The 13,443-nt window shown below is 50.9% G+C and carries 10 protein-coding genes; 8 read left to right on the top strand and 2 right to left on the bottom strand.

Annotation, left to right across the window (positions count from 1 at the left end; all coding sequences use genetic code 11):
* The first annotated feature begins 1 nt into the window (after position 1).
* Positions 2–1,729 (top strand): GMC oxidoreductase, encoded by a 1,728-nt coding sequence (locus tag ACLR2L_RS00360; RefSeq protein ID WP_413364684.1) that lies wholly within the window; start codon positions 2–4, stop codon positions 1,727–1,729.
* A complete protein-coding gene (locus ACLR2L_RS00355) occupies positions 1,729–2,637 on the top strand; it encodes a sugar phosphate isomerase/epimerase family protein (protein ID WP_413364682.1) in 909 nt (302 codons plus the stop codon). Before ACLR2L_RS00360 ends, ACLR2L_RS00355 begins: the two co-directional genes overlap by 1 nt.
* A 37-nt stretch (positions 2,638–2,674) precedes the next feature.
* On the opposite strand, the gene ACLR2L_RS00350 is transcribed toward ACLR2L_RS00355, so the two are convergent.
* Positions 2,675–3,187 (bottom strand): NUDIX hydrolase, encoded by a 513-nt coding sequence (locus ACLR2L_RS00350; protein WP_181405223.1) that lies wholly within the window; start codon positions 3,185–3,187, stop codon positions 2,675–2,677.
* A 13-nt stretch (positions 3,188–3,200) separates the two neighbouring features.
* Positions 3,201–4,199, bottom strand: a complete 999-nt coding sequence (locus ACLR2L_RS00345) for a LacI family DNA-binding transcriptional regulator (protein ID WP_413364679.1) — start codon at positions 4,197–4,199, stop codon at positions 3,201–3,203.
* A gap of 280 nt (positions 4,200–4,479) precedes the next feature.
* Here ACLR2L_RS00345 and ACLR2L_RS00340 point away from each other — a divergent pair, with 280 nt between their 5' ends.
* From ACLR2L_RS00340 to ACLR2L_RS00315, 6 genes are all read left to right on the top strand, one after another.
* Positions 4,480–7,101, top strand: a complete 2,622-nt coding sequence (locus ACLR2L_RS00340; RefSeq protein ID WP_413364677.1) for a TonB-dependent receptor plug domain-containing protein — start codon at positions 4,480–4,482, stop codon at positions 7,099–7,101.
* Positions 7,102–7,174: 73 nt separating this feature from the next.
* Complete coding sequence (locus ACLR2L_RS00335; protein WP_413364675.1) at positions 7,175–10,522, top strand: glycosyl hydrolase; 3,348 nt, start codon at positions 7,175–7,177, stop codon at positions 10,520–10,522.
* A 73-nt stretch (positions 10,523–10,595) separates the two neighbouring features.
* Positions 10,596–11,258, top strand: a complete 663-nt coding sequence (locus ACLR2L_RS00330) for a glutathione S-transferase family protein (protein WP_413364672.1) — start codon at positions 10,596–10,598, stop codon at positions 11,256–11,258.
* Positions 11,259–11,325: 67 nt separating this feature from the next.
* A complete protein-coding gene (locus tag ACLR2L_RS00325) occupies positions 11,326–11,457 on the top strand; it encodes a hypothetical protein (RefSeq protein WP_413364670.1) in 132 nt (43 codons plus the stop codon).
* A gap of 122 nt (positions 11,458–11,579) precedes the next feature.
* Positions 11,580–12,251 carry a hypothetical protein gene (locus tag ACLR2L_RS00320; protein WP_413364668.1) on the top strand — a complete coding sequence of 224 codons (672 nt, stop codon included), beginning with the start codon at positions 11,580–11,582 and terminating at the stop codon, positions 12,249–12,251.
* Positions 12,252–12,357: 106 nt separating this feature from the next.
* The gene (locus tag ACLR2L_RS00315; RefSeq protein ID WP_413364666.1) at positions 12,358–13,398 is read left to right on the top strand and encodes an FUSC family protein; all 1,041 of its coding nucleotides are present in this window, start codon (positions 12,358–12,360) and stop codon (positions 13,396–13,398) included.
* Positions 13,399–13,443: the final 45 nt, after the last annotated feature.

Below are 13,443 nucleotides of genomic sequence, written 5' to 3'. Positions count from 1 at the left end.
CATGACACAACATCGCTACGTAAATGAATCTGCGGAAGTATACGACGCCATTGTAGTGGGCTCTGGTATCACCGGCGGCTGGGCCGCCAAAGAATTGTGCGAAAAGGGCCTGAAAACACTGATGGTTGAGCGCGGCCGGGTGGTAGAGCACAGAAAAGACTACACCACTGAGGCCAAGCCGGTTTGGGAATACCCTAACCGAATGAAAGTGGCCAAGAAACTGATTGATGAGGAATACGCCATTCAACAGCAATGCTATGCGTTTCACGATGGCACTAAACACTTTTTTTCCAGCGACAAAGACTATCCTTACCACACCGAACCAGACGCGCCTTTTAGCTGGATCCGCGCCAACCAGTTGGGCGGTAAATCGCTGTTGTGGCACCGTCAGTCTTATCGCATGAGCACATTTGATTTTGAGGCAAATGCCAAAGATGGTCACGGCAACGACTGGCCCATTCGTTATGAAGACTTAGCACCCTGGTATGATTACGTGGAGCGTTTTGTGGGGATCAGCGGCAATGCCGATGGGCTGCCACAACTACCCGATGGTATCTTTCAACCGCCATTTGAAATGACCGCGCCGGAGCGAGATTTTACCGCGTTAATGAAAGACAAGCACCCCGACAAACCGGTGATCATGAGTCGCTGTGCTCACTTAACCGCACCGCAGAAGATCCAGGTGGACTTAGGCCGTATGCAGTGTATGGCGCGCAACGAATGCCAGAAAGGCTGTTCGTTTGGGGCCTATTTCTCTACCCAGAGTGCTACGCTGCCAGCCGCAGCCCGTACCGGTAATTTATACATTGCGCCAAACAGCGTGGTGGAGAGCGTAATTTACAGTGAACAAACCCAAAAAGCGGTGGGCGTGCGGGTAATCGACAACGACACCCTTGAGCAGCGCGAGTACTTTGGAAAAATGGTATTTTTGTGCGCTTCTACACTGGGCAGCACGCAAATTATGCTCAACAGCACCAGCAAACGTTTCCCAACGGGTATTGCCAATAGCTCGGGAGTGTTGGGACATTACCTGATGGATCACAATTACAATGCCTATGTTACCGCGTCTATAGAGGGTTACGAAGACGAGTATTACATAGGTCGTCGGCCCTCGTCGTTGTACATTCCCAACTTCCATTTTGAACCCAAGCGCTACCACAAAGCCTTTAAGCGCGGCTATGCGCTGGCAGGTAGTGCGGCACGCGCCGACTGGCAAGGACTTGGTGCATCTGATGGCTTTGGTACGAGCTTTAAGAACATGCTGCACAACCCAGGTAAGTGGGGGATTGGTTTAGGGGCGCAGGGTGAAATGCTGCCAAACCGCGACAACCAGGTGCAATTACACCCCACCAAAAAAGACAAGTGGGGCATGCCGCAACTCAGCATCAACTGTAAGTGGTCGGAAAATGAAACCCTGATGATGGAGCACGCCGCCGAGGTCTCGGTGAAGATGTTCCAGGATGCGGGCTTTGGCGATATTCATGCTAATGTGAATTACGCGCCGCCGGGACTGGCCATTCACGAAGTGGGGTCGGCCAGAATGGGGCGCGATCCCAAAGACTCTGTATTGAATGGCTATAACCAGGCCCACGATGTGCCTAATTTGTTTGTAACCGATGGCGCGAGCTATTGTTCTACCGGTGTAGGGAATCCATCGATTACCTTTATGGCCTTAACCGCTCGCGCCGTAGATTATGCGGTGAAGGAATTTAACGCAGGAAGATTATAATGATAAAACAACTAGCAATGCCTTTTGCGCCCTTGTTGGTGGCGCTGACGATGGCCCTGGTATTAACAGGCTGTGGAGACTCTGAAACAGAAACGGCACCCGTTGCGACGGCTGATGTGACGTATCCGGATTTTGATAAACCGGTTATCAGCATACAATTGTGGTCGGTTAAAGACGACGTAAAAGCTGATTTTGTGGGTACACTGCAAGCGCTGGCTAACATGGGATTCGACGGTGTGGAATTTGCCGGTGATTTTGGCCCGTATCAGCACAATCCAACCGGATTAAAAGCCAAGCTGGCCGAGCTGGGGCTGGCAGTAAGTGGCGCGCACGTTGGCTTTGATGCGTTGCGAGGCGACAACCTGGTGGCAACCGCCTTGTTTCATCAACAGTTGGGTACGCCCTATGTGATTGTGCCTTGGGATGATCGTGCGTTTGCTGCAGAAACTGTAGATTTGGTTGCGCAAGAATTAACTGCGATTGCTGAGCGGCTGGCGCCCTATGGTTTACGTGTGGGTTATCACAACCATGCGCAGGAAATGGCAGACTTTGGCGATATTACCTTCTGGCAGCACATTGCCAGTAATACCCCCGATTCAGTGGTGTTGCAGCAGGATGTGGGTTGGACACTGGTAGCAGAAAAAGATCCGGTTGCCATGGTTAAAGCCTATCCGGGCCGAACCCTGACAGCGCATTTCAAAGCACCTGAATATGACACACCCAAAGGCACGCCAATTGTGGGTAAGGACGGCATCAACTGGTTACCCATTTATCAGGCCACGGCAGCCATTGGCGGCGCACAGTGGATTGTGCTGGAACAGGAACAATATCCTGACGGATTAACGCCGTTAGAAGCCGTAGCCGCGACCAAACAAGGCTTCGATGCGATTATCACCGCGGGTAACTAACACTAACTGAGCCGATTGGTATGGTTAATTGGTATGGTTAAGTGGATTGCTGTTTGGCAATCCACCCACCTACCAGATTGCGAATAGACGGGAACGCAATATCCTCCAACCGGATATCGGCAGGTAACGCCCATATCAATTCACTGATTTCATCTTCGGCTACGGTTATGTCCGGCTGTTGGCTAAGCGTAGCCTCAAACGCACAATCACAGGTTTTATAGGTAATTCCGTTGTACTGGTAGGTGTTAGGGCGCGAACACACATAGCGCCAGTGGCTAATATCCAGCGCTAATTCTTCCTGTAATTCCCGGCTTAGCGCTTCTTCGAGGGATTCATTGTGATCCACAAAGCCGCCGGGTAAATCCAGCATGTCTTTACCCGGGTTACGCGCTCTGCGGGTGAGTAGCAGCTTGCCTTGCCACTGAACCAGCGCGGCAACCGCAGTAGCGGTATTGTGAAAGTACTCAAAATGACAGGACTCACACACAAAACGATGTCCGTTGGCAGAGCTGATAGTGGTGGCGGCGCAGTGGGGGCAGTGGGTAAACACAGCAGACTCCGGGTTAACTAAGATTTACAGGGCCTACGCTGTCGCGAATGATGAATTCGTAGGGCAATACATGTTCGCGGATCGCGGGTGGGTGTCCGTTTATTTGATCAATCAGTAAGCTGGCAGCACGTTCGCCCATTTTTTCAGCTGGCTGTGCAATGGTGGTTAACGTAGGCGTTACGTAACGCGCCACTTCCATATCGTCAAAGCCGATTACCGACATGTCTTCGGGTACCCGTAAGCCACGATCGGCAAAACCTTTAATGGCGGCAATGGCCATTTCATCGCTCATACAGAATACCGCAGTAGGGCGGTTGGGCAATTGGCAAAACTGCTCGGCAGCACTGATCCCCGACCAAAAGTTAAAATCGCCTTCAATCACCAACGCCGGGTCAAATTCAATACCCGCTGCCTGTAATGCCCGGCAATATCCCTTTTGGCGATCAGCAGTATGCGGGTTGTCTTTTAAGCCGGTTACCAGGCCAATGCGCCGGTGACCCAGTTTTACCAGGTACGACACGGCTTTTTCGGCAGCGGCCGCATTGTCTATGCGTACACTTACACCAGGGGTGTTTTCACAGCTGCTGGCCGTTACCGACAATACGCCATCTCTCGCTAACAGCGGTTCACAGGAGCGGCTGGGACGCAGGTTGATTACGCCGTCAGCAAGGCGGGTTTCTACCATGCGAACAAACGCTTCTTCGCGTTCAAAGGTGTCTTTAGTATCACCCAACAGCACATTAAATCCGGCCTGTTGAGCGACGTTTTCAATGCCACTGATGAGTTGGGCAAAAAACAGATTAGCGATGTTAGGTACCATAACCACAATGGTACTTGCACGACTGCTGCGAAAACGCCGGGCAAGTAAGTTGGGTTTATACTTGAGCTTTTTGATGGCCGCTTCTATTTTCAGGCGGTTTTTGGCTGACACTTTTTCTGGCGTACTCAGCGCCTTGGATACGGTACCCGTAGAAAGGCCCGCTTCTTTTGCGACGTCTCTGATAGTAGCCATGTTGTCCTCTTAAACTGGTAACGGATACAAGGTAAACCAATTGCTCCGGCGAGTCACTCTTTGCTCTCCACTTCTAAAAGGCCAATCGTATGACGACTATTTTTCAAACTTATCTCCCAACTTCAATCAAACTCGCTCTTTTAAAATCAGCGCTTGCAGGCGATGTATAAATCAAAACTATGGAAATGCGAAAATTTAATATTTTACTTTTGTTGATGAAATGTAAATTCTTAGTGCGGTAAGTGTGAACCAAAAGCTTGCCGTACTGAAGGACACTATAATGAAACCAAAGCACATACCCTTGAAAAAACTGGCCCTGGCGGTTTGTACCGGCCTTGGCTATTTAGCATCGTCTGCTGCCATTGCTCAGGAAGCACAACAAACCGAGCAGGAAGTAGAAGTTATCTCTGTAACCGGTACCCTGATTGAAGGGGTGAATCCGGTTGGTTCAAACGTGATTGGTCTGAACCAGGAAAAAATTATTGAGCAGGGCGTTACGTCTGCTACTGACGTGCTGCGTCGCATTCCACAAATGGATGCGTTTAACGAAGTACCTGAAAATACCCTGAGTTCATCTATTCCGTTTGAGCCACCGCAAATTCGCGGTATTGGTGGTTTAAGTGGTATGGCAACACTGGTGTTATTAAACGGTAACCGTTTAGTACCGGTGGGCCCGCTTAACTGGGTTGACTCGTCGATGATCCCTGCCAGCTTACTTGAGCGTGTGGAAGTTATTCCGGATGGTGGCTCGTCGATTTATGGTTCTGATGCGGTTGCCGGTGTAATCAACTTTATTCCTAAGAAAGACATGGAAGGCGGCGAGATCAGCGTACAGTACGGCATGGGTCACGGCGATTACGACCGCATTGATGTGTCGGGCGGCTTTGGTCACAGCTGGGACAGTGGAAACCTGGTAGCGGCGTTTTCTTATGGCGACCGCAGTGCCATGTTTGGTAAAGACCTCAGCTACATAAAAGAAGATTTAACCGCTCAGGGCGGCGCAGATTATCGCGCAACCGGCTGTAACCCAGGCAACATTCTGCTGAACAATACCTTGTACGGCTTACCGGGTGTGGATGCTGCCAATCCAAACTATTGCTCAAGCTACGATAATCAGTCGTATTATCCGGAAGAAGAGCGTTACTCGTTGTTCACTAACCTGAATCAGGAACTGGCGAAAGGGTTAACCCTGGACGTGCTGGCTTACTATTCTCGTCGTGATGCTGTGGACTATGACCCGGCTGACATTCGTACCTCTGCTACCATTACCTCAGACAACCCCTATTTTGTGGCTGTGGGTGATGAAACCTCTAACACCGTTGCATTCAGCTACGAAGACGTGTGGGGCAAAGCGGGTAAAAATCCTTCTGTGTATGAACAGTGGCAGGTAACACCCACCCTGACGTATCAGTTAACCGATAGTTGGAAGTTAAAAGGTACGCTGAACTACGGTAAGAGTGAATCAACTTACAACGATTATCAGATTAACTCTGAAGCACAGGCTGCGGCACTGGCTGCCACAACCGCTGGCCAGGCGCTAAATCCCTACGATGTAAGTCAAACCAGTGCATCGGTACTGGCGTCTATTGCCGACTGGCAGGAATACACGCTGTCTAAGCAGGATCTGGCGGAAGTAAAACTGATTGCTAACGGTGAACTGTTCGACATTACCGGCGGCACAATGCGTGCTGCGGTAGGTACCGAATACCGTGAAGAGTCGTTCTATCAGGTTGTAGATACCGGTATGATTGGTTCACCGACTACGTCGTCGGTTCGCGATATCGACCGCAACGTGAAGTCAGTGTTCGGTGAATTGTATATTCCGTTGGTGGGCGACAACAACACCCTGCCACTGGTGCAGCATTTGGATGTGTCGCTATCGGCACGTCATGACCGTTACAACGATGTGGGTTCATCCACCAACCCGAAAGTAGCGGTAACCTGGAACCCAAGCGAAGATGTTACCGTACGCGGGACCTGGGGAACTTCGTTCCATGCACCGGCACTGGCTGACTTAGCGGCACCATTGCAATATGAACTATTCTTACCGTTCAGCCCGTTCCGTGCGTCAGACAGCCCTTTTGTACCGGACTTCTTTAAGCCAACTTTCCTGGTTGGCGGCGCGTCTGAAGGCATCAAACCTGAAAACGCAGAGACCATGTCTTTGGGTACCGACTGGTATGCTACCGACGAATTAAGAGTGTCGTTAACTTACTGGAGCGTGAAGTACGAAGACCGTTTGGATCAAAACGCAGGCTTCTTCTTCGGCCCGTCGTATTACGACGAAGAAGTAAACCAGGATTACTTTATTCTGGGTCCAACATCGGCTGAAGAAGTCATTGCGAAATTTGGCGATTTACCCGTAGCGGGCTTCGATAGTCTGGAAACCATGTTTGCCATCTTCGGCACACCGTATGTGGTATCTGACCAGCGTAAAGCTAACATGGGTGCTTATGAGGTTGACGGTCTGGATTACTCTATCCAGTACTTTACCGACGTAGCACTGGGTGAGTTGGATGTAAATTTAAGTGGTACTTACATTCTGAACCGCGATAAGGAAAACGTAAAAGGCGCAGGCTTCAACGACACCCTTAAACAAGGTGACTTCAACAGCCCGATTTCCGCCTTTAACAGTGTAGCAACGGTGGGATTACGCAATGGTGACTGGTATGTATCAGGTACCTTGTTCTATCGCGGCGGTGCAGACGTGGGTGACGAATCAATCGATTCATTTACCACGCTGTCGCTGTTCACCAGTTATGATATTAATGAAGATACCCAGGTGTCATTCAACATTGATAACGCGCTGGATCAGGACCCGCCATTCCGTTTAATTGACGAAGGTGTGGCCTATAAGAGCATGGGCCGCTTTATGTCGGTTAGCTTAAGAACTAAGTTCTAAGCGCCTTGCACTTACAAAGGCTGGCCAGGTGGCTGGCCTTTTTGTTTTTCTTTTTCCATGTAAAGGATGCTGTATGCGATTTTCTCTTTTGCCGGTAAGCCGGGCTATTCGCACACTGCTGGTGGGCAGTGCTATGACGTCATTGTCTGTGGTAGCGGGCTCAATGAGCGACGCTGAGTTCCAGCAGCCACCTCAATATGCCAAGCCACTTGTATGGTGGCATTGGATGAGCGGCAATGTTACCGAAGACGGTATTGCCAAAGATTTGGCCTGGATGAACCGCGTAGGCATTGGCGGTGTGCAAAACTTTGATGCGCACCTGATGACCCCCAAAATCGTGGATGCGCCAGTGCAATATATGAGCGACGACTGGCAACAAAAGTTTCAGTTCGCACTGACTCAGGCACAGCAATACGATTTTGAATTTGGTATTGCGGCGTCGCCGGGCTGGAGTGAAACCGGTGGTCCCTGGGTTGCGCCGAAAGACGGCATGAAGAAAATCAGCTGGAGTGAAACGTACGTAACGGGCGGCAGTACGAAGCCTATTAAGCTGGCCCCGCCACCACAAACCACCGGCGTATTTCAGGACTACGCCCAGGGCACAGAGATGTTCCAGGATGACAGTCACGCCAAAGCTCACGTGCCGCACTATTACGAAGATATCGCTGTGTACGCGATACCGCTTTCTGCCACACCCGTAGAGATTAAAAGCGTAGCAACCAGTTACGGAGAGCCGCTGTCGCTGGCGTTAATGCAGGATGGTTCTTACACCACCGGTTCTGCCACTGTATCTGGCCCACATGAAGCGCTGACGATTACCTTCGATCTTGGTGAACTGCGCACGTTGCAAAGCGCGTCGTTCGCCATGCCGATTCCCGGTATGTTCCTGCCTGCCGCGTTTGCGCCAGTAGTACAGGCCAGCGCTGATGGTAAGCACTTTACTGACGTCGCTGACTTTGTGGTAGAAACCAGCGTACAGAAAACCGTGTCTTTCGCGCCGGTACAGGCCCGGTACATGCGTTTAGTGATGCGCGCCAACCCCAATGGCAAGTTTGAATTGCCATCGTCTTCTGCGCCGGGTGCGGCACCTCTACCGGGTTTCAAACTACCAACGGGAGAGCCTCAGGCATCACCAGTAAACCTGCTGGAAGTGGCCTTTTATGAACAGCCTCGTGTACACCGTTTTGAAGACAAAGCCGGTTTTGGCATCGTTGAGGATTACTATCCACTGTCGTATCAACACAATGGTGAAGGTGTACCTGCCAACGACATTATTGATGTAACCGACGCCTTACAAGCAGACGGTACCCTTGCCTGGACCCCGATTGAAGGTAACTGGAAAATCCTGCGGGTAGGCTATTCGCTCACCGGTAAAGAAAACCACCCCGCCACGCCGGAATCTACCGGACTGGAGGTGGATAAGTACGATCCTATTGCCGTGCGTAATTACATTGAGTATTACCTGCAGAGCTACGCCAAAGCCAGCGGCAGCAACAAGCTGGGGGAGGGCGTAAAAGCCCTGCTGAACGACAGTATTGAGGTGGGTCCCTCTAACTGGACGCCGGCTATGTTTACAGAGTTTAAACAACGCCGCGGTTATGATTTACGCCCCTGGTTACCTGCGCTCACCGGTGTGGTGGTGAACAACGCCCAGGACAGCGACAAGTTTTTGTATGACTTCCGCCTGACGCTGGCTGAAATGATTGCCGACAATCACTACGGCGTGATCAGCAAGGTACTCGATGAGTACAACATGATTCACTACTCCGAAGCGTTGGAAAACGGCCGTCCATCATTGGGTGATGGCATGCGGATGCGTCGTACTGCCGATATTCCAATGGCCGCGATGTGGTCGTTCGATACCAACAATAAAATTGGCCCTGCGCCGCAGTACTGGTCGGATATTCGAGAAGCGGCGTCGGTTGCGCACATATACGGGCAAAACAAGGTGGCCGCTGAGTCACTCACGGCTGCTGCATCGCCCTGGGCTTTCTCTCCACGCGATCTTCAGCCTATGCTAGACATGGAGTTTGCGCTGGGTGTGAACCGACCGATTATTCATACGTCGGTGCATCAACCGCTGGACAACGGCCCGGGCCTGAGCCTGTTTATTTTTGGTCAGTACTTCAACCGGTTAGAAACCTGGGCAGAATTTGCCAAGCCTTGGGTGACCTACATCAGCCGCAACACCTACATGTTGCAACAAGGGCGCTTTTACGCTGATGTAGCGTATTTCTATGGTGAAGAAACGCCACTTACCGCACTGCACAACGACAAGCCGTCGCAAGACGTGCCGCGTGAAAACGGCTTCGACTACGTGAATGCCGATATCATTCGCGATTTACTGCGTGTAGATAACGGTCAGTTAGTAACGCCAAGCGGCCAGCGCTATCAGGTGCTGTACTTAGGCGGTACTAGTGAGTACATGAGCTTGTCGGTACTAAAGAAACTGGCTGTTCTGGTAAAAGACGGTGCGACGGTAATTGGACACAAACCGTTAGCGTCGCCTTCATTGCAGGATGATCAGGCTGAATTTACTGCTCTGGCCAATGCACTGTGGTCGGGCAATAGTGGCAAAGGACGGGTAATCGAAGCGGATGACATCACCACTGGCCTCAAAGAAGCCGGTGTTAAAGCCGATTTTGCTTACAACGCCAAACGCGATGACACTGAGCTGTTCTTTGTGCACCGTCATACCGACAGCGAAGAAATTTATTTCTATACCCATCGCCAAAACCGCAACGAGCCGGTCACGCTGCGCTTTGCGGTGAGTGATAAAACGCCGTATCACTACAATGCGGTAACCGGTGAGATTACCGCTGTTGATTACAAGCAAAAGCGCGGTGTGACTGAAATCAAACGCGAGCTTGCTCCGTTTGAGTCAGGCTACATCGTATTTGCCAGCGATAAGCGGGTAACTGCGAAAAAGCCAGTCAAAGCCCGCACGTTTGCCTCTCTGGACAACAACTGGACGGTAACCTTCCAGCCCGGACGTGGTGCACCATTGGAGCCAGTAACCATGCAGGCTGGCAACTGGGCCAACAGTAACGACGAGCGCATTAAGTATTTCTCGGGAACCGCCACTTACCAGCAAACAGTTGAACTAAAGCGGTTACCCAAGGGCAAGTCGCTGGTATTGGATTTGGGTGATGTACGGGAGCTGGTGGAAGTGAGCGTTAACGGCAAGGTAGTGGATACCTTGTGGAAAGCGCCGTATCAAATTGATGTTACGGACTTTCTGACGTCAGGCAATAACACCATTGCCCTGAAAGTAACCAATCTATGGGTTAACCGTCTGATTGGTGATGCTCAGCCCGACACTAAAGACACCTTCACGTTTACCACCGTGCCTACCTATGTACCGGATGCACCGTTGCGTGAATCTGGCTTGTTAGGGCCGGTTGCGATTCTGACGAAATAAGTACTACAACATGAGGGGCAATATGCCCCTCTATATGTCCTTCCGACTTCACAGTCTAAATTCGGAGTTAACCATGCACACCGTAACCGAAGCCCTAACCGAATCCGTGACCGAATCCGTAACCCTGTATGCCTCGCCCGGTGCTTGTTCACTGGTCACTATGATTGCTCTGGAGCATGCCAGGGTACCCTATACATTGCGCAATGTGATACTGGCCAACGGGGAGCACAAGCGCCCGGAATATCTGGCAATCAATCCCAAAGGCAAAGTACCTGCGCTGAATCTGAACGGGCGGGTGATCACGGAAACGCCGGCCATTCTCATCGCCCTGAATAGCGCCTGGCCGCAAGCGCGACTGTTCCCTGAAAGCGTAGACAGTATTCAACGCTTCAGTGATTTAAGCTATTTAGCTTCGGGCGTACACCCACTGGTAACCCGCTATTGTCGACCCGATCTTATCGCTGGCGATGCGCTCGTGACGGAAGTGAAAGCGCGAGCTGAGACCGCACTGGCGGGGATATTCAGTCAACTGGATGCAACGCTCACTCATCAGCCCTACTGGTATGGCGATAGCTGGTCTGCCATGGATGCATACTGGTTCTGGGTCATTCGTCGGCTGACGGGAGCGGGTTTTGCGCTGAATACCTATCAGCATGTCACAATGTATTTTGAACACATGCACACACTTGACGCGGTTGAACTCGCACTCAAGCATTCCACAGTCCGTCATCCCTGAGTCGCGTAGCGATGTCACAATAGCCGTCATCCCTGAATCGCGAAGCGATGTCAGGGATCTCGCTTAAATGCGTACGAGGTTAAAACACTCCTCAACCGCCTTGCCGGAATCGCAACAGCACGTCGTCCCTGAATCGCAAAGCGATGTCACAATAGCCGTCATCCCTGAATCGCGAAGCGATGTCAGGGATCTCGCTTAAAGGCGCACGAGGTTAAAATATTCCTCAACCCGCCTTGCCTGAATCGCGAAGCGATATCAGGGAGCTCATTTAACACGCAATCGTGCTATCATCGGGGTAATTCGCCATTACTTCATTTCGATATGCTCTACCACATCCTGGGCGCGCTCAGTGCCGTTCTGTTTATTTTAACCTGGCTGGGATTGTGGGCACAGATCAGGCGTATTCATCTTCATCGTCAAAGCAATGCGCAGGGTACGCAAAGTTTGTCGCTTAACCAGTTTGGCTCCAGCTTTTTTGCTTTCTACGCAAATTTTATGTTTGGCATAGCCGTAGAACCATTCAATCATTATTTAGTATGGACTCGCTGTGGCGCGCTAGTACTTACACTGGTTATCCTTTGGCGCATCTGGCAGGAGCGGCGTACATCAACCACATTGATAACGCTGGTTCTCGCAGGTTGTGCACTGACCGGCGGGTTTATTTCCATGGGCTTTCGCCCTTTTCCTGCCTTTGCTCAACTCGGGACCAACGGGTTAATGCTGTTGGTGACCGCCATTTTGATTCAGGGAACATTGCATCAATGGCTGATTTTGCGTCGTTATGGCGAGATAGGTGCGCTGTCTTTCGGTTTGTTTCGAAGCATATTAATTAAAGATGTCAGTACCTTGTTATTTGGCTTAACTATGCCGCTCAATCAGAGTTGGCCGTTGCTGGTATTAAATGGCGCCAGCGTGATTATGCGTGGCAGTGTGTTGTTGCAGATGGAGCTGATAAAGCGTAAGAACGCCTCGACCCTGAGGGCTCGTGGATAGTGTTCACCTTGCTGTACGCTAATTAACTCAAAGCACCCCGGGTATGCAGCGGGAATGAATATAACGGTGACTGAATGTCGTTATTACCTGGTATGGAGAATTCACAGTGGCTCGTATAGCTAAACAAGTACAAAGCGGATTTATGCATGGCATTAAGTCACTTTTTGCCATTCAATCCGTTCCACGCCCACTCTCACTGATCGTCATTTGCTCCTTCTTCATGGCTATGCCACTTATGGCTGGTGTGCTTGCTGGCTACCCTGAGCTTGGGCTGACGACTTGTGTTGGTTCATTATTGGGGCTATATGGGGCGTCTTTTACGCCTGGTTATCGGGCCAGCGCACTTCTAAAAATGCTGCTGCCATTTGCAGGTGCTTATATTCTGGGCCTGGTTACTCAGCAAAACTTAGCGGCATCGGCCTTTTTCCTTGGGCTGGTTGCTGTCATTGCCATCTACCTTGCTCTGTACAAAAGAATGCGTCCTCCAGCGGGGTTCTTTTTTATTATGGTGTGCTGCCTTAGCAAAACTCACCCTGTTGCACTGAGTGATATTCCCGTTATCGCCGGTGCATTTCTGGCGGGCAGCCTAATGGTAACGGTTGCGGTTTACTTGCACGACCTGATAACCGTAAAGGACAAACCGCAAATAGAAGCAGGTCCTTCACAACCGTTTTGGCAGCTTGCAATAGCCGTGAAAGCGCTGGTCGTTGGGGGAACCGTGGGGGGAAGTTATTATTTTGCCAGTGTGGGTGGCATTGATAATCCCTACTGGGTGTCCATTACCGTTGCTGCCATATTACAGGGGCAGCGAATGACTGATTTCTGGCAACGGTCATTGCACCGCGCGACGGGCACTGCACTGGGGATGTTGCTGGCAACGGGCATTTTTGCCTTTTCTCCTTCGCCATTAGTGCTGATTATTTTGCTGTTTGTGCTCGCGTTCACCATTGAAATGCTGATCGCTAAAAATTATGCGCTAGCCTGTATTTTTATCACGCCCTTAACCGTTATCCTTGCTCATACCGCTTCCATCGAGTCTGGTGCAGATATGTTGATACTGGCCCGCATGATTGATGTGTTAATAGGGGCGGGGTTTGCTCTCGTGGCAGGGGGCGTATTAAAGGCTTTACCGGTAGAAAACCGTTGATGCCCCAGCTCTGTATGTTTACTTGACTTGGACAATTCTCCGCCA

The sequence above is a fragment of the Alteromonas sp. AMM-1 genome (genome assembly GCF_047290655.1).
GTDB classification, from domain to species: Bacteria; Pseudomonadota; Gammaproteobacteria; order Enterobacterales; family Alteromonadaceae; genus Alteromonas; species Alteromonas mangrovi.
Note: the sequence above shows the minus strand (reverse complement) of the source record. Positions and strands in the feature narration are given on the sequence as shown.